General features: G+C 71.0%; 12 protein-coding genes. 6 read left to right on the top strand and 6 right to left on the bottom strand.

Translation table 11 applies throughout. From position 1 onward, the window contains the following. Positions 1-47: 47 nt before the first annotated feature. The 6 genes from AB0M92_RS22170 to AB0M92_RS22145 all read right to left on the bottom strand — a co-directional run bounded on the left by AB0M92_RS22170 (position 48) and on the right by AB0M92_RS22145 (position 8627). A complete protein-coding gene (locus AB0M92_RS22170) occupies positions 48-1805 on the bottom strand; it encodes an ABC transporter ATP-binding protein (RefSeq protein WP_366103986.1) in 1758 nt (585 codons plus the stop codon). Next, entirely contained in the window at positions 1802-3538 is a 1737-nt protein-coding gene (locus AB0M92_RS22165) for an ABC transporter ATP-binding protein (RefSeq protein WP_366103985.1), read from the bottom strand. The genes AB0M92_RS22170 and AB0M92_RS22165 overlap by 4 nt, the downstream gene beginning before the upstream one ends. A gap of 211 nt (positions 3539-3749) precedes the next feature. Next, positions 3750-5015 carry a condensation domain-containing protein gene (locus tag AB0M92_RS22160; protein WP_366103984.1) on the bottom strand — a complete coding sequence of 422 codons (1266 nt, stop codon included), beginning with the start codon at positions 5013-5015 and terminating at the stop codon, positions 3750-3752. Between the two features lie 17 nt (positions 5016-5032). Next, the gene (locus AB0M92_RS22155; RefSeq protein WP_366103983.1) at positions 5033-6181 is read right to left on the bottom strand and encodes an acyl-CoA dehydrogenase family protein; all 1149 of its coding nucleotides are present in this window, start codon (positions 6179-6181) and stop codon (positions 5033-5035) included. 80 nt (positions 6182-6261) lie between these two features. Beyond that, positions 6262-7473 carry a pyridoxal-phosphate dependent enzyme gene (locus AB0M92_RS22150; RefSeq protein WP_366103982.1) on the bottom strand — a complete coding sequence of 404 codons (1212 nt, stop codon included), beginning with the start codon at positions 7471-7473 and terminating at the stop codon, positions 6262-6264. 221 nt (positions 7474-7694) lie between these two features. Beyond that, positions 7695-8627 carry a TauD/TfdA family dioxygenase gene (locus AB0M92_RS22145; protein WP_366103981.1) on the bottom strand — a complete coding sequence of 311 codons (933 nt, stop codon included), beginning with the start codon at positions 8625-8627 and terminating at the stop codon, positions 7695-7697. Positions 8628-8937: 310 nt separating this feature from the next. On the opposite strand from AB0M92_RS22145, the gene AB0M92_RS22140 reads away from it, so the two are divergent. The 6 genes from AB0M92_RS22140 to AB0M92_RS22115 form a co-directional block, all read left to right on the top strand. Continuing rightward, the gene (locus AB0M92_RS22140; RefSeq protein WP_366103980.1) at positions 8938-9177 is read left to right on the top strand and encodes an acyl carrier protein; all 240 of its coding nucleotides are present in this window, start codon (positions 8938-8940) and stop codon (positions 9175-9177) included. Positions 9178-9497: 320 nt separating this feature from the next. Further along, positions 9498-11489, top strand: a complete 1992-nt coding sequence (locus AB0M92_RS22135; protein ID WP_366103979.1) for a carbamoyltransferase C-terminal domain-containing protein — start codon at positions 9498-9500, stop codon at positions 11487-11489. A 227-nt stretch (positions 11490-11716) separates the two neighbouring features. Beyond that, positions 11717-12280 carry a class I SAM-dependent methyltransferase gene (locus AB0M92_RS22130; protein WP_366104130.1) on the top strand — a complete coding sequence of 188 codons (564 nt, stop codon included), beginning with the start codon at positions 11717-11719 and terminating at the stop codon, positions 12278-12280. A 64-nt stretch (positions 12281-12344) separates the two neighbouring features. Continuing rightward, positions 12345-14903, top strand: coding sequence for an amino acid adenylation domain-containing protein (locus AB0M92_RS22125; protein WP_366103976.1), 2559 nt, complete (start codon positions 12345-12347; stop codon positions 14901-14903). Further along, positions 14896-19509 (top strand): SDR family NAD(P)-dependent oxidoreductase, encoded by a 4614-nt coding sequence (locus AB0M92_RS22120; RefSeq protein ID WP_366103975.1) that lies wholly within the window; start codon positions 14896-14898, stop codon positions 19507-19509. Before AB0M92_RS22125 ends, AB0M92_RS22120 begins: the two co-directional genes overlap by 8 nt. Then, a partial coding sequence (locus AB0M92_RS22115; RefSeq protein WP_366103974.1) for a polyketide synthase occupies positions 19509-20626 on the top strand: 1118 nt, incomplete at its 3' end. The genes AB0M92_RS22120 and AB0M92_RS22115, both read left to right, overlap by 1 nt.

Genomic DNA, 20626 nt, shown 5'->3' with positions numbered 1-20626 from the left:
GGGGGTTGCGCTCCTACTGGTCGAGAGGGGTCGGGAGGACTGGGCGCTCATGCGCCGTGCCAGGACTTCCACAGCGCGGCGTACCCGCCGCCGGCCGCCAACAGCTCGTCGTGACTGCCCAATTCGGTCACCCGGCCGCCGTCCATGACCGCGACCCGGTCCGCGTCGTGGGCGGTGTGCAGGCGGTGGGCGATGGCGATCACGGTGCGTTCCTTGAGCACAGCCGCCAGCGAGCGCTCGGTGTGCCGGGCCGTGGTCGGGTCGAGCAGGGAGGTGGCCTCGTCCAGGATCAGCGTGTGCGGATCGGCCAGGACCACCCGGGCCAGAGCGAGTTGCTGGGCCTGCTGGGCGTCCAGACGGAGCCCACCGGCACCGAGTTCGGTGTCCAGCCCGTCCGACAGCTCGTCCACCCAGTCGATGTCGACGGCGGCCAGCACCGCGTGCAGGTCCTGGTCGGTCGCGGCGGGCGCGGCGATCAGGAGGTTGTCCCGGACGGTGCCGAGGAAGACGTGGTGCTCCTGGGAGACCAGGACGACGTGCCGGCGCAACTGGGCCGGGTCGAGCTCGGCGACGGGCACCTGCCCCACCATCACCCGTCCGGTGCGGGGCCTCTCCGTCCCGGCCAGCAGCCGGCCCAGAGTGGACTTGCCGGCTCCGGACGGGCCGACGATGGCCAGCCGCTCGCCCGGACGGACGGTGAGGTCGACGCCGTGCAGGACGTCCCGCTCGCCCTGGTAGGCGTACCGGACGTCGACCACGTCGATCCGGTCGTCCTCGGGCCGGCCGCCGCCGGTCACGGCCGGGGCGTCCACCTGGCCGATGCCCTCGACTCGGGCGAAGGAGGCGTTGCTGCGCTGGAGCTGGTCGAGCCAGAGCAGGACCTTGTCCAGCGGCTCGGAGAGCTTCCAGAAGTAGAGGGCACAGGCGACCACCGCACCGGTGGTGACCGCGCCGGTGTCGCGCAGGGCGGCGCCGAGCAGCAGGATGCCGGCGACCGGGGCGACGTACGAGAACTCGACCACGGGAAAGAGCACGGTGCGCAGCTTGAGGGTGTACGTACGGGTGCCCCGGCAGTGCTCGACCGCCTCGGCCGCGGCGGCGATCCGGCGGCCCTGGAGGCCCAGGGCCTCGACGGTGCGGGCCCCTGCCGCGGTGGAGGTGAGGATCTCGATCAGCGCGGAGTTGGCGGCGCCTTCGGCGAGGTAACCCGCGTGTGCACGGTGCAGGTACCAGCGGGTGGCGAACCAGATCCCGGAGAGGCAGAGCAACCCGCAGACGCCGAGCAGCGGGTTGACCGCGAGCATGGCGACCAGGATCAGGAGGATCTGGACGAGCGCCACGGAGACCTCCGGCCCGGCGTCGCGCAAGGTGGTGCCGACGGCGCCGACATCGGCGGTGCCGCGCGTCAGCAGGTCACCGGTTCCGGCGCGTTCGGCCACCGAGGCGGGCAGGGCGAGGGAGCGTTCGACGAACCGCTCTCGGATCCGCGCCAGAGTCCGCTCGCCAAAGCGGTGGGCGGCGTAGCGGGCGAAGCGGCCGAGGAGCAGCTGCGCGAGCGCGAAGCAGAGGATGCCGAGGGCGAGTCGGTCGACGTGTCCGGTCCCGGCGCCGCCCCGTACGTCGTCGATGATCCGGCCCAGCAGCCAGGGGCCGCCCAGACCGGCGGCCGCGGCCAGTCCGTTGAGGGTCAGCATCACGGCGACCGCACGGCCGTCCTGCCCCATCAGACGCACGGCGGCCCGGCGGACCTCGGCGGGACCGGCGATCGGGAGCCCTCCGGGGGCGGTCTCGGTCTGAGCAGTCATCGGACGGCCTCCTCGGCGGGCGTGGACTCGGTGGCGGATTCGCCGCGGGCCACCAGCACGCGGTAGCCGGGCTCTGTTGCGAGCAGCTCCTCGTGCGGGCCGGCTGCCGCCAGACGGCCGTCGACGAGGTAGCAGACGGTGTCGGCCTGCTCCAGGAGGACGGGGGAGGTCGAGGTGAGGGCGGTGGTGCGCCCGGTCCGCGCGCGACTCAGCCCAGCGGCCATGGCGGCCTCGGTGTGGGCGTCCACGGCGGAGGTGGGCTCGACCAGCAGGAGCACCTCCGGGTCCGCCAGCAGGGCACGGACCAGCCGCAGCCGCTGGCGCTGACCGCCGGAAAGGTTGCTGCCCTGGGCCTGGATCCTCGTGTCCAGGCCATCGGGCAGTGCCTGCACGATGTCCTGCGCCGCGGCATCTTTGACGGCCTGGGCGATGGACGGGCCGGTGTGCTCGGACCGGCCGTCGACCACGGTGCGCAGCGTGCCGGAGAAGAAGTCGGCGTCGTTGTCCGCCACCACGATCCGCCTGCGGATCTCGGCCAGGGGGACCTCGGCGAGCGGCACGCCGCCCCAGGTCGCGGCGGATGCGCTGTACCGGCCGAGCCGGTCGACCACGGCCGCGGAATCGGCCGGGCGAGCGCTCACGATGGCGGTCAGCCGGCCCGGGACCAGTTCCACACCGGTGTCGGCGTCGTACAGTGCTGACGGCTCGTCATGGGGCGGCCGCAGTGTTGCGGCGTCTTCGAAGGCCGGCTTCAGGTCGAGCATCCGGACCACCCGTCGAGCGGCCACCAGGCCCCTGGTCAGGTCGTATCCGCCCTCGATGAAGTTGGAGACCGGTACCACCAGGACGGCGACGTAGCCGTAGACGGCGACCAGCGTGCCGATCGTGATGGTGCCCTCGGCTGCCATCCGGGCGGCCAGCCAGGTCACCAGCGCGAGGAAGAGGGCGGGCAGGCCGACCGAGAGCGCTTGGATCCAGCTGGTCACGGCGCCGACCCGGTAGCCCTCGGCCTGCAGGTCCTGCGATCCGCGCTGGTAGCGGCCGGCCAGCATCTCCTTGCCGCCGATGCCGTTGAGTACGCGCATGCCGCCGACGATGTCCCCGAGCCGGGCGGTCAGCGCCCCCTGCTGCTCGCGGTACTTGGACTCCGCGCCCTGGAGGCGTTCCAGCAGCGGCCCGACCACGACCGCGAGCAACGGCACCCCCAGCAGGACCACGAGGGCGAGCGGGACGGAGACCGACAGCAGCAGCGCGGCCGCCACCAGGTACGCGACGACAGCGCCGACGCCCGGGCCGGTGATCGTCAGTGTCTGGCTCATCTGCGCGACGTCGCCCACACCGATGCTGGCCACCTCGCCGGCCGTCACCCTTCGGGGCAGTTCGGCACCCAGCCGAGTGGAGTGCGCGACCACGACCTTGATGGTCCGGAAGGTCGCGTCCATCCGGACTCGCGTCATGATGCGGTGGCGCATGATGCCGAGCCACGCGTTGAGGAGCGCGGCTCCGACCAGTGCGGCCACCCAGCCGACCAGGACGCCGGTCTTCCCCTGCTGGAGCCCGTCGTCGATCGCGCGCTGCATGAGGTACGGCGGCAGCAGGAGGCAGACCATCCAGAGGGTGCCGATCACCGCACCACCCGCCACCCGTCGGCGCTGACTCATGGTCAGCCACCACAGGTAACGCGCAGCACTTCGGTGATCCGGGGTTCCCGGGTCGGCATACGAATCCGTCATGAGTGAAACCCTAACCGTATTTCCTGGGCCTTATCCAGATTTTCCTTCCACCTCCCGACCGCCTGTGGCTATAGTCACCACGGAAAGGAGGTGGTCATGATGCAGAAGCAGCTTCGGGGAATCTGTGCAGGCTTCTAGAACCGGCTCGACCAAGCCCCGGGATGCCGCAGTGCGGGGGGAAGAAGCGTTTCTCCCCGCATTCTGCTGCCCTTCAGAAAATTCGCAAAGGATTATCCAGCGAAACTTCCGCCAGAGAGTTCTCAAATCCCTTGGACATATTGATCAGACCAGCCTCGATCGACGCCGCGAGAACGGCTGGGAGATTTCCGTCGAGATAATTGCGACTCGCGCCCACTCCGATGAGGATTCCCTTCCCCGTGGCCACTGCCAGGTGGAAGTTCGGCCCTGACCGCTGGGTGGACGCACGCCACTCGATCCCGGTGCGCAGGGAGGACCCGGCGGCCGGCTCGGCGTCCACATCGCCGAGGAAGTTGTAGTGCTTGGCGAAGGCGGTGGGGTCCGTCTCCGGCAGGCCGGCCTCCCAGAGACTCGCCTTCAGCGCATCGACGTCGTAGCAGCCGTTCATGTACGCCGTCATGGACTGGACGTAGCAGGCCCGCAGATACTCCAACGGGTGGGCCTCCTCGTCGACCGTGACGGTCACCGGGACGAACTGGTTGAGCGAGCTGACCAGCGGCACCCACCGGGTGGTGAGCCGGTTGGCGGCCATCAGCGCGAAGGTCATCCGCTCGGTGCCCTTGAGCCGGGACAGCGCGAGCGCGCCGACACCGAGCACCACCGACTGGACCGAGATCTTCAGCCGGTCGGAGAGCTCCTGAGCGGCGGTCAGTCCCTTCAGGCTGTAGAGCGAGGCCCGGCGTCGCTCACTGGCGTCCTGCGGATCCCGGTCCGCCGGGACGAGCCGGCTCCAGGCCTCGGTCCAGTGCCGGAGGCTCCGGATGCCCCCTTCCTCCTGCTGCTCCTGCGCCATTTCCAGCGGCTGTACCACCGGCGCGAGCGCCCCGCCCTCCAGGAGGAAGCCGAATTGCTCCTCCAGCACCCGCAGCGCACCGTTGTCGGCCGCCACGTGGTGGATCACGGTGACCAGGTGGAGCGCATCCCCCTGGTGAGTGGTGACGAACGCGCGCCACGGCAACTCGGTCTCGATGTCGATCGGCTCGACGGCAGCCTCGGCACCCAGCCGGAGGGCCGCCGCGAAGCTGTCCTCGGCCAGCTCCAGCGCAGCCACCCGGGACGGGCGGTGCGGGTGGACCGTCTGGGTCGGCATCGGGCCGCTCAGGTCGTAGGTGGTCCGCAAGGACTCGTGATTCGCCACCAACTGGAGCCAGGCGTCCATGACTTGGGCTGCGCCGATACCGAACGGAACCTCCCAGACACTGACCAGATTGGCGACCGCCCGATGGTCGGGTCCGTGTGTCTCCAGCGAACGCAGGACCGACAGCTGACCGTAGGTCACCGCCCCCGCCCGGACGCTCACAGCCGGGCCGCCCTGACGGCGAACTGACCGAGCATGGTCTGCTGGATCTGCGTCGTGCCCTCGATGATCTCCATCACCTTGGCGTCCCGGTAGTGACGCTGAACGGAAGCCTCCGCCCCGATGCCCTGGGCACCGTGGATCTGCACCGCGTCGGCGGCCGCCTTGACGGCGACCGTAGAAGTCCGGTACTTCGCCAGCAGGGTGTGGTTGACGGACTCCATCTCCCCCCGCTCCTTGCTCACCCCGGCGTGGTAGCAGAGCAGCCGGGCCGTGACGGTGTCGGTGAGCATGTCGGCCAGCAGCTGCTGGACCAGCTGGTGGTTGCGGATCTCGGTGCTGTACTGGGTGCGGCGGCCGGCGTACTCCGTCGAGGCCTCCAGGCACGTCTGGGCCAGACCGACCGAGCCCCAGGCGGTGCTGTAGCGGCCGAGGTCGAGGGCGCTGGAGGCGACGAAGGTGAGGCCGAGGCCGGGGCGCCCCACCAGGTTGGCGGCGGGGATCCGGCAGTCGTCGAAGGCGATCCGGCCGAGCATCGAGCCGCGCAGGCCGAGCAGGCCGTCGAGCGCCTCCACCGTCAGGCCGGGGGTGTCCCGCTCCACCAGGAAGGCCGTGTGCTGCCCCTCGAACTTGGCGAAGACGAGGAAGAGGTCCGCGATCTGCGCGAAGCTGATCCACTTCTTGGTGCCGCGCAGGACGATGTCCGTGCCGTCGGCCGTGGCCGTGGCCGTGGTCTCGACCGCGGCGGCGTCGCTGCCGACCTCCGGCTCGGTCAGGGCAAAGGCGGCCAGTGTGCGGCCCGAGGTGATCCGGGGGAGCCACTGCTGCTTCTGCTCCTCCGTTCCCCACTTGTGGATCGAGTGGGCGACCATGTCGTCCACGGCCACGAAGTTGCGGATCGACTGGCAGCCGCGGCCCAATTCCTCGGTGAGCAGACCGTATTCGATCCAGTCCATGCCGAGACCGCCGAACTCCTCAGGGATCAGCGCACCGAGGTAGCCCTGCCCGGCGAGGTCGGCGACGACCTCCCGCGAGATCGACTGCTCGCGGTCGAAGCGGTCCGCCTGCGGCACCAGGGAGCGGTCGGCGAAGGCTCGGAACTCGGCGTGGCGCGCGGCCTGCTGCGGGGTGAGGTGACTGAGTATCAACGGAATCCTTGCGAAAGTGGGGGCGGGCGGCCGCGGCGCTCCGGTGGGAGCGACGGCATCCGGCCCGGGGAGCAGCGGGCTCAGCCGACGGTGGCAGCGGCAGCGAGAGCCGGTCCGGCGCCGGAGGCGGTGTACCGCTCGCGGCCGGTCAGGTTCACCAGTACGACCTCGTCCGGGGTGATCCGGCGGGCTGCGGCCTCGTTGCGCAGCGCGGCGATGGTCGCGGCCGAGGAGTGGCAGACGTCCAGCCCCTCCAGCTCGCGGAGCATCGTACGGGCCTGGACCAGCTCGTCCTGGCTCACCGAGACGATGGCGCCGCCGCTCTCGGCCGCGATGTCCCGCATGTAGGGGTACGTGGCCCGGCCGTCGCCGAGCAGGATCGCGCGGGCCAGTCCGGTGGGGCGCTCGATGACGTCGTCCTCGGTCAGCTCCGCCCGTCCCTCGCTCCAGGCCGCGGCCATGGGTGCGCAGGTGTCCTGTTGGACCATCAGGAGGCGGGGCGCGGAGGCGAGCCGGCCGCAGGCGAGGTACTCGGCCACGCCCTTGCGCACGGCCATCATCCCCATGCCGCTGCTGATGGCCTGGACGACGACGTCGGGCTTGTCGTCCATGGCGTCGAAAGCTTCCAGGTAGGTGAGCTTCAGGCCCTCGCGCCGGGCCCAGTTGAAGAACCCGCCCTCCCAGACCAGGCCGTTGCGGGCTGCGAACTCCTTGGCCACCTGGCTGGCCTGCGCGTAGTTGCCGTCCACCACGGTGAGGGACACCCGGTCACCGGTCTCGATGTCGTGGTCGCCGGTGAAGTCGCGGCCGCAGAAGAAGTGGGCCCGCATCGAAGGGTCGCGCTGCACGGCGCGCGCCAGGGCGGTGGAGCTGTTTCCGGTGCTGGAGGCGACGAACTCGTTGATCCCGAACTGCCGGAACACCGCCAGGACCACGGAGGCCAGCCGGTCCTTGGTGGTCCCGGTCGGCTGCCGGGACTCGTCCTTCACCCAGAGGTGGGGCAGACCGATGGCCGCTCCGAGGTGCGGGGCCGGCCGGCAGGGGGTCCGCAGACTGATGTCGGCGTCGAGGAAGTGCTCGGATTCGACGGGGAGGAAGTCCAGGTAGGCCAGCTCGGGCCGGCCGCTGTCACGCTCGGTGGCGTGCTCCAGATTGATCCTGGGATCGAGGGCACCCGAACACCGGGGACATCGGAGCCTGAATTCCGGATCGGACTCCCAGCCGCAATCGATACAGGACAGACGGTACTTGGGTGATGCCTCGGATTTTTCACGGTGGTTGACGACCGACATTTTTCCTTCCCCCACAGAAGGTCCCGGAGAATGAACCGACCGGCCCGAATCTATGTCGGAGCCGCAACGCCAGCACATCTGCATACGACCGGCTTGACTGTACATGGACTGCCTGGCGGTAAATCGAATACGTTCTTCCGAACGGTCTTCGCGGAATCCGGCCCGGGCCCGGTACAGGAATCCCGGCCCCCGCGGCGGCCGTGGCGTCACGGCGCGGCCGCTCAGACCAGCGCCTCGAACCGGCCCCCCATGAGGGCGCGCGACTTGAAGCCGTCGGGCCCGCAGGGCACGTCGCCGACGACGGTCGTACGGTGCACGATCCGCTCTTCCTCGAACATCAGCCCGTCCACCGGCCCGGCATGGGCCACGGCACGGTTGTCCCACATGACCAGCGTGTCCTGCTCCCAGCGGACCCGGGCGTGGATCTCGTCCCGCCCGGCGAGCTCGTCGAGGAGGAAGTCGAGCAGGGCTGCGCTCTCCCGCGGCTTGAGACCGCGGATGGCCTGGAGGAAGACGGCACTGACGAGCAGGCTGCGCACACCCGTCTCGGGGTGCACCTGAACCAGCGGATGGACGGCCGCGAAGGGGCCGGCCGGCTTGCCGTCGAACCGGGGCGGCGCCGACGGAGCGTGCCGGGAGTGTATTGCCTGCAAGGTGTCGAGGTATCCCCGCAGGGATGGCGACAACCCCTCGTAGAGCGCTTCCAGATTGGCGAAGAGAGTATCGCCTCCAGCCGGCGGGATTTCAACACCCCGCAGAATGGTGATGGCGTTGGGATTGACGACGAAAGTGCTGTCGACGTGCCATTCGGTCCGCAGGCGCCGCAGCGTCCGTTCCTTCAGGGGATGGCTGAGGCCGGCCTCGGCCTCGATGAGTGCCTTCCGCTCCTCGGAAAGAGCGGTCCGCAGCACGGCCGGGTTCTCGGGAAGGCCATTCACGATGGGGTGCGCTGCAGTGGCTCCACCGAAGGCATTGGTGAGTTCGACGTGCCGCTCATCATCCATCGGCTGATTCCGAAAGACAAGGACCTTGTGGCGCAGCAGGGCCTCGCGAAGGCGGGCGACGACAGCCGGAGACAGGTCCGAAGCGAGATCGGCGCCTTCCACTTCGGCGCCCGTTATTGGTGTGAGAGGCCGAATCCTGATTCCTAACACCACTACCCCCGTGAACTGTGACTGTGCGATGAAACTTCGAGCACCCTACCCCAGGGTAGGCACGACCTGTCGAGCCCCGACCTGGGCGAACTCCACGGCTGGCAAACGATTTCAGCCACGCAACGGACGTTGGCTCGATTCATACTTGCCTCGGGCCGTGCAGCCCTGACTTCATCCATCCCGTTGCGAAGGAGAGCAACTCGGACACCCGCAACCACCGCCCCGGAAAAAGGTCTTGACGCTGCTTCACCAGCGTCATAGGGTCAATTGCCTGATAGGGCTTGACAAATAAGAGACCTGGGAACAAGAAATGTCGAACGAGCAGCCCGGCGGCTTGATGTCGGTGATTTCCGAAGTATTCGACCCGCTTGAAGTCACGCTGGAGAGCACTTTCGACGACCTCGGAGCCACCTCCGTGTCGCTGCTCCGCTTGATGATCTCGATCCAGAGCGCGTTCGACGTCGATCTCGACGTCGTCGACATGTTCACCGTGTCCAACGTCGGCGAACTGGTCCAGCTCGTCGAGGAGCGGATTCCCGCTTCGAAGTAGTTCCGGTACGCACGGACCCGAGCGATCTCGTCGCTCGCCTCGGGACTGGCTGCCACCGCTGGGGGACCGAGTCCGTCCCCGCCGTTCCCACCCCGAGGCCCTCGCAGACGGCCCAAGTCCCGTGCATGCGCGCCCGCCGGCATTCCGGCCCGAGGCCCGAGCGCCCCCGACCGGGACGGTCTGCCGCATCCGACGTCACCAGTGGACACCCGGGTCCGGTCGCACCGACCCGGACAGCCCGGCGACCGCCCGAGCGGACCGCACCGGACCGTCTGCCCAAGGACCAGTGCAGCCACTGTCCCACCGCCGAAAGAGACATCGTGACCGCGTACCCAGCCGCGAAGTACTTCCTGTCGAGCTACATCTCCCCGCCCGGCGGCCTGTCCGTGATAGCACCGCGCCATGACCAGAACATCGCACTCTGGCGCAGTCACGACGCGCGGGTCGAACTGGTCAGGGTCTGGGAGCTGGAGCGCTTCAGCGGGCAGAAGCACCACTTCTGGCCACTGTTCACCGTCGACCGGTACACCAAGGTCCTGAACGAGCTGCTTGCGGCCGAGGGACTCTCCCTGGACGACGTGAGCCTGTCCTGGGGCACCCCCGGTCTGCCGCACCACGCCGACGTCAAGGTCCCGTCGGGCGCCGAGGACTTCCCGATCCACAGCCTCGCCCACCTCTACAGCGGACTGCTGCTCGACTCCGAGACCTTCCGCAACGAGACGATCATCGGGCTGGCCCTGGACGGCCGGCCCGACTTCGGCCTCGACCAGACGGGCAAGAAGCACTGGTACACCGGCTGCGTGTCCACGAGGGGCGACGTCGAGTTCGCCCCGGTCGAGTCGCCGGCCCCCATCTACGACGCCGCCTCCTCGGAGTTCGACAAGGAGCCGGGCACCCTGATGGCCCTGGCTTCGGCCTGCCCCACGGAGATCGCCTTCGACACCGAGGCGGCGGTGCGGGAGCTGCAGCTGTTCGGCGGCCGGCGGGTACCGCTGGTCGACACGCTCCCCTTCGTCCAGGCCGTGATCCGCGCAGCCGAGTCGCAGCTGCCCGCCATGGAGCTGGACAGCCGCTTCGGCGAGCAGGAGCACCTGCAGTCCGCGGTCATGAAGGTCGTCCAGACGGCCTGCGAGCTCATCATGGTGCGCAACGTCGACCGGCTCATCGAGTCGTCCGGGGTGGACCCGACCCAGGCGTACCTCTCCATGAGCGGGGGCTTCGCCCTCAACTGTCCGACCAACTCCTTCCTCCTGCGCCGCTACGGGTTCAAGGGCCTGCTCACTCCACCGAGCGCGAACGACTCCGGCCAGTCGCTCGGGATGGGCCTCCTCGGCCTGCTCGGGGAGGGCCTGCTCCCGGACGGCGGCTTCCGGCTCGGGTCCGCCTACCACGGCGCCGAACTGACCGACGTCGAGAGCGCGCTGCGGCACTTCGCGGACTTCATCGAGGACGTCCAGGACTTCTCCGAGACCCGGTTCGTGGAGGACCTCTCCGCCGGACCGGTGGTGTGGGCGGACGGAGCGGCCGAAATCGGCCCGCGTGCGCTGGGCCACCGGAGCATCCTCGCGGATCCGCGCTCACCCCGGTCGAAGGAGCTGCTCAACGACTGGAAGAGCAGGCAGTGGTGGCGCCCCGTCGCCCCGATCGTCCTGGAGGAGTACAGCGGCGAGTGGTTCGAGGACCCCTGGCCCTCGCCCTACATGCTGGAGACGGCGTACGTGGTCGAGTCCAAGCGCGAACTGGTCCCGGCCATCCTCCACCTCGACGATTCGGCCCGCCGCCAGACCCTGTCCGCCGGGACCAACCCCCTGCTCCACCGGGCGATCGAGGCGTTCCGGCAGGCCACAGGCGTGCCGATGGTATGCAACACCTCGCTGAACGACAAGGGCGAGCCGGTGGTGGACACGGCGGCGCAGGCCCTGAACTTCGCCATCCGCAAGGGCGCCGCCGTGGCCTACATCGCGGGCCGCCGGGTCGCCCTGCGCACGGAGGCCGAGGGCCGGCCCCCGGTTCCCACCCGCCGGCACGAACGCCGCGAGGACCTGTTCGCGGGCCAGGAGGAGGACCGCGACGCGATCTGGGCCTCCTGGATCGAGTCGGGCTACACCACTGCGGCCATGGTGCTGATGTCCCGCTCCCCCGAGCTGCGCGACCAGTCACTGGCGAAGCCCGCCATGGTCAACCAGCTGGCCGAGGTCGCGAGCGCCCGGGACGCGAGCGGCACGCTCGCCCTCGCCGCGGCGAAGCACGCCAGGATGTTCGGGCCGGCCGCCGTCTTCGACATCGAATCCGCGGAGGGATCCGTGTTCTGAGGCGGCATCGGTCACAGCGCCGGGGCCGCCCGTTCGACAGCGGGTCCGCCCCGGCGCACGAGACAGATGTCACCTTGCTCATCGCCGGGTTACGGCCCGCTCTCCGACACACCAGCCTTCAGCCCGACGACGGCCGTGCTGTCATGACGGGCTTTGCTTCAGCATTACGGGGGATCGACACAGTGAACACGGGATCGCTCTGGGCGCAGACCTCTGACGTGACCCACATGGGTGAGGAGTACAGAGCCGCGCACCCCTCGCACACGGTCGTGACCGAGCGGATCGCAGCGCTGCACCCGGAGGCGCCGTTCGAGATGCTCGACTGCGGTGTCATCTCCGGAGTCACCTACCTCCACCTGCTGACGGCGGGCCTGGAGGTGGACTACACCGGCATCGACATCGGCGAGGCCGCCATCACCGACTGCCGCAGGCTGTACCCCGGGGCGCGGTGGCAGCAGATGAGCATCACGGACCTCGCCTTCCGCGACGGCGCGTTCGACGTGGTGAACTGCCGTCACGTGCTGGAGCACCTCCCGTACTACGAAACCGCCGTCCGCGAGCTGTTCCGGGTCGCCCGCCGCACCGTGGTGATCTGCATGTTCCAGGTGCCGCAGGAGTCCGAGGTACTGCTGCGGCGGGAGACCGCCAACGGCTACATCTGGCTCAACCGCTACGCCGCCGGCCCGTTCGAGGCGCTGCTGCACTCCCTCTCGGACTCCGTCGAGGTCATCGACGTCCCCGCCGACCACCGCCGGAACCAGATCTACCTCTGCACCAAGCGCTCCGCGTAGCCGTGGCCCGCTCCAGCAGGACGGATGACGTACGTCCTCCCCCGAACTCCTCAAGGCATCCCTCATGACACTCGCGCACCCCGCAACGCCCGTGCCCGATCCCGAAGCCGGCGGGCGCATCGCCGAGCTGCCCGCCGCTCCGGAGCTTCCCCTTGACCGGCCCCGTCCGACCCGGCGCGACCACCGGGCCGGCTCGGTCCCCTTCACCGCCCCCGCCGCGGCAACGGCCGCGCTGCACCGGGTGGCCCAGGCCTGCGGAGCGGACCTCCCCTCGGCGGCCTTCGCCCTCTACCTGGCACTGCTGCACCGGTACGGCGGGCAGGCCGAGTTCGCGGTCGGGGTCGGGGTCGGGGTCGGGGTCGCCGAAGGCTCCGGATCGGCCACGCCCGTCCGCGTCGAGGCCGGCGGGAGCTTCCGCGACCTGGTCCGCTCGGCGGGCGCCCGGCTCGCGGAAGCCGGGCAGCCCGGCGACGCCGCACCGGCGCACCTGTGGCCGGGCTTCTCCTGCCTGTCCGCGCCGCGTGCCGCGCCCGAGGCCACGTATTGCGACCTGGACCTGCAACTCTCATGGCACGACGGTGAACTGACGGGGCAGCTGGTGTTCGCGAGCGACGTCCTCGATGCCTCCACCGCCCGCCGCGCGGTGGACCACCTGCTCCGGCTCCTCGAAGGCGCGACGGCCGATCCGGACCGACCGGTGGCCGAACTGCCCCTGCTCACCCCCGAGGAGGAGCGCACCATCGCCGCGCTGAACGGCGTGGCCGGCGAGCCGGCCGGCCTGAGCTTCCACCGGCTCTTCGAGGAGCAGGCGCGCCGCACCCCCGAGGCGGTCGCGGTCCGGTCCGAGGGCGCCTCGCTCAGCTACCACGAGCTCAACTCGCGTGCCAACCAGCTGGCCCACCTGCTGCGCGAGGCCGGCGTCGGCCCCGAGGTGACCGTGGGGCTCTGCGCCGATCGCGACGTACGGCTGATGGTCGCCGTGCTGGGCATCCTCAAAGCCGGCGGCGCGTACGTACCGGTGGACCCGAACGACCCCGTCCAGCGGCGGGACGGCATCCTGGACGACGCGGCCGTGCACGCCGTGGTGGCGACGGCGCCGCTCGACACCGGGCACCGGGTGATCGAGCTCGACGCCGAGTGGAAGGTGCTGGCAGACCGCCCGGCGCAGAACCCGCCCCCCGAGCACTCGGCCTGCGGGGACGCCGCGTACCTGCTCTACACCTCCGGCTCCACCGGCAAGCCCAAGGGCGTCGTGATCGAGCACCGCCAGCTCGTCGCCTACACCCGTGCCATCGTCCGGCGGCTCGGCATCGACAGGCCGCTCAGCTTCGCGATGGTGCAGCCGCTGACCGTGGACTCCTGCGTCACCGCCTTCGCCCCGCCGCTGTGCACGGGCGGCGAGGTACAGCTGATCTCGCGGGACGTCGCGCTGGACGCCGGGAAGCTGGCCGACTGGGTGCAGACCTGGGGGGTCGACTGCCTGAAGATCGCCCCCTCGCACCTGCGCGCCCTCCAGTCCGCCCCGCGCTTCGCCGAGCTCCTACCGCGCCGCCTGCTGGTCGTCGGCGGCGAGGCGTCCGACTGGCGCTGGCTGCGCGCCCTGCAGCGCCTCGTCCCCCACTGCCGGGTCTTCAACCACTACGGCCCGACCGAGACCACCGTCGGCGTGCTGACCCTCACCGTGGCCGACCACCCGGAAGCGGAGTGGGAGACCGCGCCGATCGGTGTGCCGCTCCCGGGGACCCAGGCCCACGTCGTGGACCCCGCAGGCCGCCCCACGCCCGTCGGCGTGGCCGGGGAACTGCTGATCGGCGGTGCCACCCTCGCCCGCGGCTACCACCGCCGCGACGACCTCACCGCCGCTGCCTTCGTGCCCGACGCCCTCGGCGGCGGGCCCGGCTCCCGCCTCTACCGCACCGGCGACATCGTCCGCCGCCTGGCCGACGGGACGATCGCCTTCCTCGGGCGGCGCGACGACCAGATCAAGGTCCGCGGCTTCCGGGTCGCCCTGGGAGAGATCGAGGCCGCGCTGAAGAGCCATCCCGCTGTGCGCCACGCCATCGCCGTCGTACGCGAGGACGTGCCCGGCGACCGGCGGGTGGTCGCCTACATCGAGCCGCACGACGCCGGGACCGCCACCGCCGAGCTGGAGCGCCACCTGCGGGAGAGGCTCTCCCCCCACATGGTGCCGCAGGCGCTGGTGACGCTCGACCGGCTGCCGCTCAGCGGGCACGGCAAGGTCGACCGCAGCAGGCTGCCCCGGCCCGCGGAACCCGCCGCCACACCGCTGCCGCCGCGGAACGAGCTGGAGCGGCTGGTGGCCCGGGTGTGGCAGGAGCTCTTCCGCACCGACGCGGTCGGCACCGACCAGAACTTCTTCGACCTGGGCGGGCACTCCCTGCTCATGGTCGAGCTGCACCACCGGCTCCGGACGGCGACCGGCCGGGAGATCGAACTGCTCGACCTGTTCCAGCACACCACCGTCCGAGCCCAGGCGGGCCTGCTCTCGCAGCAGAGGCAGGGCGCAGCCCCTGGCACCGCCCGCGGCGGAGGAGCTCAACAGAACGCCCTGCTCAGGCGCCGCCAGCAGCAGTTGCAAGCGAAGCGAGGTCACCATGAGTGAGCACTCCCCGGAAGTCGATTCCGCCATGGGCGTCCGGCCCGGCCCCGAGCCCGCCGACGGCTTCCCGGAGTACGAGGACAGCCTCGACATCGCCATCGTCGGCATGGCCGGCCGCTTCCCCGGCGCCCGTAAGGTCGAGGAGTACTGGAGCAACCTCAAGGCGGGCGTCTGCTCCCTCACGCGCTTCGGCGAGGAGGAACTCGCGGCGCGCGGCGTCGACGCCGCCACCCTGGCCGACCCGAACTTCGTCGGCGCGAGCTACGTACTGGCAGACAGCGAGAAGTTCGACGCCGCCTTCTTCGGCTACTCCCCGCGCGAGGCCGAGCTCATGGACCCGCAGCACCGGGTGCTGCTCGAATGCGCCTGGGCGGCACTGGAGAGCTCCGGGTACGACGCCGAAGGCCACGAAGGCCTCGTCGGCGTCTACGCGGGAGCCGGCAACAACACCTACCTGATCCACAACATCGCCACCCAGCCCGCCGCCGCGCAGATCCTCGGCGACAAGCAGACGGTGATCGGCAACCGGCCGGACTTCCTCGCCAGCCGCGTCTCCTACAAGCTCGGTCTGGAGGGCCCCGCCCTCAACATCCAGTCCGCCTGCTCCACCTCGCTGGCCGCCGTGGTCGAGGCATGCCAGGCGCTGCTGGCCTACCAGTGCGACACCGCGCTGGCCGGCGGCGTCGCCGTCGACGGGTCCAGGAGCAAGGGCTACGTCTACCGCCCGGACGGCATCTTCTCGCCGGACGGCCACTGCCGTACCTTCGACGCCCGCGCCCAGGGCACGGTGGGCGGCGACGGCGTCGGCATGGTGGTGCTCAAGCGCCTCAAGGACGCGATCACCGACAACGACCACATCCATGCGGTCATCAAGGGCTCGGCGCTCAACAACGACGGCTCCCGGCGGGCCGGCTTCAGCGCGCCCAGCGCGGCCACCCAGGCCGCCGTCATCTCAACGGCGCTGGCCAACGCGGACGTCCCGGCCGAGAGCATCGGCTACGTCGAGCTTCACGGGACGGCCACCATCCTCGGGGACCCGATCGAATTCTCCGCGCTGGCCTCGGCCTACTCCGGGGTCCCGGAGCACAGCTGCGCCCTCGGATCCGTCAAGACCAACATCGGCCACCTCGACTCGGCCGCAGGCGTCGCGGGCCTGATCAAGGCAGTGCTGGCGGTCGAGCACGGGCAGCTTCCGCCCACCCTGCACTTCGAGAAGCCCAACCCGCGCATCGCTCTGGACGGCAGTCCGTTCTACGTCAACACCGAGCTGCTGCCCTGGCCCGAGGGCGACGGCCCGCGCCGCGCAGGGGTCAGCTCCTTCGGGCTCGGCGGCACCAACGCCCACGTCATTCTCGAACAGGCCCCGCAGGTGCCGCGCGAACCCCGGCCGGCCGGCGGCACCGACCAGCTGCTCGTGCTCTCCGCCAAGAGCCCGGAGGCCCTGGAGGCGGCCACCGACCAGCTGCACGACCACCTCCGCGCCCATCCCGGCATCGAACTCGCCGATGTCGCCTTCACCCTCCAGCAAGGCCGCCGGGCCTTCCCGTACCGGCGCACGCTGGTCGCCGGGAGCAGCGAGGAGGCGGTGGCGGCGCTCGACGCCCGCGACGACGGACGGCTGCTGACCGGGACCGCGCCCGAGGCCGCGCACCGTCCCGTGGCGTTCATGTTCACCGGGTTCGGCACCCAGTTCCCCGGCATGGCCCGCGAGCTCCACGCCCAGGAGGCCGTGTTCAGGTCCGCCCTGGACGAGTGCGCCGAGCTGCTGCTGCCGCTGCTGGGCACGGACATCCGCGAGTTCCTGCTCGCCGTCGGCGAGTCCGCGGCCGCGCCCGAGCAGCCGTTCGACTTCCGCAGGCTGCTGCTGCAGCCGGAGCGCAGCGAGCACCCGCTGGACCAGCCCCTCTTCGGGTACCCCGCGGTGTTCGCCCTTGAGTACGCCCTCGTCAGGCTCTGGTCCGCCTGGGGCGTCGAGCCCGAGGTGATGATCGGCCACAGCCTGGGCGAATACGTCGCCGCCTGCGTGGCCGGGGTCTTCTCGCTGCCCGACGCCCTGCGCCTGGTCGTGGAGCGCGCGCGGCTGATCGAGGAGCAGGGCGAGGGCGCGATGCTCGCCGTACCGCTCGGCGAGGAAGCCGTCGCGAGGTACACGGACGAAGACGTCTGCCTCGCCGCGGTCAACGGCCCCCAGACCTGTGTGCTCTCCGGAACCGTCGAGGGCATCGAGCGGGTGGCCGGCGAACTGCTGGCCGCGGGTGTCGCCACCCGCCGGCTGACCACCCGCTTCGCCTTCCACTCCCCCATGATGGAGCCGGTCGTCGAGCGGTACGCCGAACTGGTCCGCTCGGTCCCGCTGAACGCTCCGGCCGTGCCGTTCGTCTCCAACCTGACCGGCACCTGGATCACCGACGACGAGGCCACCAGCCCCGAGTACTGGGCCCGGCACGTCCGGGAGAGCGTGCGGTTCGCGGACGGGATGGCCGCCCTGTGGTCCGTCCCGGACATCGCGATCGTCGAGATCGGCCCCGCGCCGACGCTGACCCCCGGCGCCCTCCAGCACCCCGCCGCCGCCGACACCGACCGGGTCGTCGTCCCCTCCCTGCCCGGTGCCATGCTCGGGCAGAGCGCCCGCACCGCACTCCTCCGCGCCGCCGGCCGCCTCTGGCTGGCCGGACGGGAACGCCCCTTCCCCGCCCCGGCCGGCGCCAGGCGGGTCCCGCTCCCCACGTACCCCTTCGAACGGCGCACCTACTGGCTCGCGCCCGGCACCGCCCGGCCCGGCAGCGGTTCGGCCCAGCAGCGGCGCGGCGATCTGCCCCAGTGGTTCTACACACCGTCCTGGCAGCGGCTGGCGGACGCACCCCGGTACGCCGAGGCCGGCCTGGCCGCCGAGCGCTGGCTCGTCTTCGCCGACGAGACCGGGGTCGGCCGCCGCCTCGCCGACCGCCTGGAAGCCCTCGGCGCCACCGTGCGCGTGATCTCCCGCGGGGCCGACTGGCACCGGGAGGGCGAGCGCGAGTACGTCCTCGACCCCGCCCGCGCGGAACACTTCGGCCGGCTCGCCGAGGCACTGCGCGCCGAGGGGCCGCTGCCCGGCCGGGTCGTGCACTGCTGGAGCGTCGGCGACGACGCGGACCGGGCCGCGGCGCCCGAGGACGTGCGGGCCCTGCTGCACCGCTCCTTCGACAGCCTGGTCCACTGGGCCCGGGCCGTCGAGTCCGAACTCATGACGCAGCAGCAGCGCTGGGACGTGCTGTCCTCCGAGGTGCATTCAGTCCTCGGCGACGAGCCGCTCTGCCCGCCGAAGGCCGCCGTCCAGGGTCTGTGCCGGGTGCTGCCGCAGGAGTACCCCACGCTCAGCTGCGTCCAGTTCGACCTCCGCCTCGGGGGCCCGCAGTCCGTGCCCGACCTGGTCGAACAGCTGCTGGCAGACCTCTCCTCCCCGCCGGGCGAGCGCACGATCGCCCTGCGCGGCCGACACCGCTGGGCGCCCGCGTACGCAGCCGGCGAGCCGCCTGCACGAGACGCCTCACCGGTCCGCGACGGCGGGGTGTACCTGCTCACCGGCGGTCTCGGGAAGATCGGCCTGCTCATGGCCCGCGCCCTCGCGGACCGGGCGAAGGTGCGCCTGGTGCTGCTCGGGCGGACGGGCCTGCCGCCCCGGGAGGAATGGGCCGATCCGCATCACCCGGAAGCCGTCCGGTCCGCGGTCCGCGCCGTCCGGGAGATCGAGGCCCTCGGGTCCGAGGTGCTGGTGACCGCCACGGACGTCTCCGACCGCGCTGCCATGCTCGCCCTGAAGGCGCGCATCCTGGAGGAGTTCGGACCGGTCGACGGCGTGCTCCACTGCGCCGGCACGACCGGCAAGGCAGCCCACCGGGAAATATCGGTCCTGGGCGAGGAAGAGGCCTCTTGGCACTTCGGGCCCAAGCTGTACGGCACGCAGGTGCTGCACGAGGTACTCGCCGACCAGCGGTTGGACTTCGCCCTCATCTGCTCCTCGATCGCCTCGCTGCTCGGCGGACTCGGTTTCGGCGCCTACGCCGCCGCGAACGCCGTGCTCGACGCCTTCGCCCAGAAGCACCACAGCGCGGACCTGCCCTGGACCAGCGTCAATTGGGAGGCTTGGTACTTCTCCTCCGAGGACCGGGCGGAATCCGAGCTCGGGGCCGCCGTACGCGACCTGGCGCTCACTCCGGCCGAGGGCCGGCGGGTCTTCGACGCCCTGCTCGACGCGGCGCCGCAGGCGCAGATCATCACCTCCACGGGTGACCTGGCGCTGCGCCAGGAGCTGTGGTCCGACCCGTCCGCCGAGGTGGCGGCGCCCGTCACCCGGCATGAGCGGCCCAACCTGCGGAACCCGTTCGTCGCACCGAGCGGAGAGACCGAACACCGGGTGGCGGAGATCTGGCGGGAGCTGCTCGGCGTGGAGAGCGTCGGTGCCCAGGACAACTTCTTCGAGCTGGGCGGCAGTTCCCTGCTCGGCCTCCAGGTCGTCCACCGACTGCGTCAGGAGTTGAGCGTGGCTGTACCACTGACCATCGTGTACGAAGGCCCCACGGTGCGCACTCTCGGCGCCCTCGTCGACAACCTCCGGGCGGCCCTGTGATGGCGGCGCGCGGCGGTGTCGCGATCGTCGGGATGGCGGGGCGCTTCCCCGGCGCGGGGGACCTGGCGGAGTTCTGGTCGAACCTGCGCGACGGTGTGGAGTCGATCCTTCCGCTCACCGACGAGGAACTGGCGGCGGCCGGGGTGCCGGCCGAGGTCTACGAGCAGCCGAACTACGTCAAGGCCGCGCCGGCCTTCACCGGCAGCGACCTGTTCGATGCGGAGTTCTTCGGGTACACCGCCCGCGAGGCCGAGGTGATGGACCCGCAGCACCGGCTCTTCCTGGAGACCTCCTGGCAGGCGCTGGAGCACTCCGGCTACGACGCCGAGCAGTACGACGGCAGCATCGGCGTGTTCGGCGGTGCGGGGGCCAACCGCTACGTCCAGCACGTCTACTCGAACCAGCAGATCGTGGACACCCTGGGCCAGACCCAGATCCTGGTGGCGAACGAGCTCGGCTTCCTGGCCTCCCGGGTGTCGTACAAGCTGGACCTGAAGGGCCCTGCGGTCTCGCTGCGCGCCGCCTGCTCGACCGCGCTGCTCGCCACCCACACCGCCTGCCGCAGCCTGCTCGCCGGGGAGTGCGACCTCGCTCTGGCCGGCGGTGTCCACGTCGACCCGGACCCGGGCACGGGATACCTGCACCAGGACGGGTCCTTCGTCTCTCCGGACGGGCACGTCCGCCCGTTCGACGCGGATGCCCGGGGCACGGTCTTCGGCTCGGGCGTCGGCGTGGTGGTGCTGAAGCGGCTGGAGGACGCGCTGGCCGACGGCGACACCATCCACGCCGTGATCAGGGGTTCGGCCGTCAACAACGACGGCGGGGTCAAGGTCGGCTTCACCGCCCCCAGCGTCACCGGCCAGGCCGCCGTCATCTCGGCCGCGCTCGGCAGCGCGGGCCTGACCCCCGAGGACATCGACTACGTCGAGGCACACGGAACGGGTACGTCGCTGGGTGACCCGATCGAGGTGCAGGCGTTGTCGCGTGCGTTCGGCGGTGCCGGCTCCTGTGCTCTGGGATCGGTCAAGGGCAACATCGGCCACCTCGACGCCGCCGCCGGCATCGCAGGCCTGATCAAAACCACCCTCGCCCTCCAACACGAACTCCTGCCCCCCTC

Source organism: Streptomyces sp. NPDC051582 (assembly GCF_040681715.1).
Lineage (GTDB): Bacteria > Actinomycetota > Actinomycetes > Streptomycetales > Streptomycetaceae > Streptomyces.
This window is presented reverse-complemented; position numbering and strand designations above follow the sequence as displayed.

Coding starts and splice junctions, on each gene's coding strand:
- AB0M92_RS22170 (WP_366103986.1), bottom strand. CDS start 1,805: ATGACTGCTCAGACCGAGACCGCCCCCGGAGGGCTCCCGATCGCCGGT.
- AB0M92_RS22165 (WP_366103985.1), bottom strand. CDS start 3,538: ATGACGGATTCGTATGCCGACCCGGGAACCCCGGATCACCGAAGTGCT.
- AB0M92_RS22150 (WP_366103982.1), bottom strand. CDS start 7,473: ATGTCGGTCGTCAACCACCGTGAAAAATCCGAGGCATCACCCAAGTAC.
- AB0M92_RS22140 (WP_366103980.1), top strand. CDS start 8,938: ATGTCGAACGAGCAGCCCGGCGGCTTGATGTCGGTGATTTCCGAAGTA.
- AB0M92_RS22130 (WP_366104130.1), top strand. CDS start 11,717: ATGGGTGAGGAGTACAGAGCCGCGCACCCCTCGCACACGGTCGTGACC.
- AB0M92_RS22125 (WP_366103976.1), top strand. CDS start 12,345: ATGACACTCGCGCACCCCGCAACGCCCGTGCCCGATCCCGAAGCCGGC.
- AB0M92_RS22120 (WP_366103975.1), top strand. CDS start 14,896: ATGAGTGAGCACTCCCCGGAAGTCGATTCCGCCATGGGCGTCCGGCCC.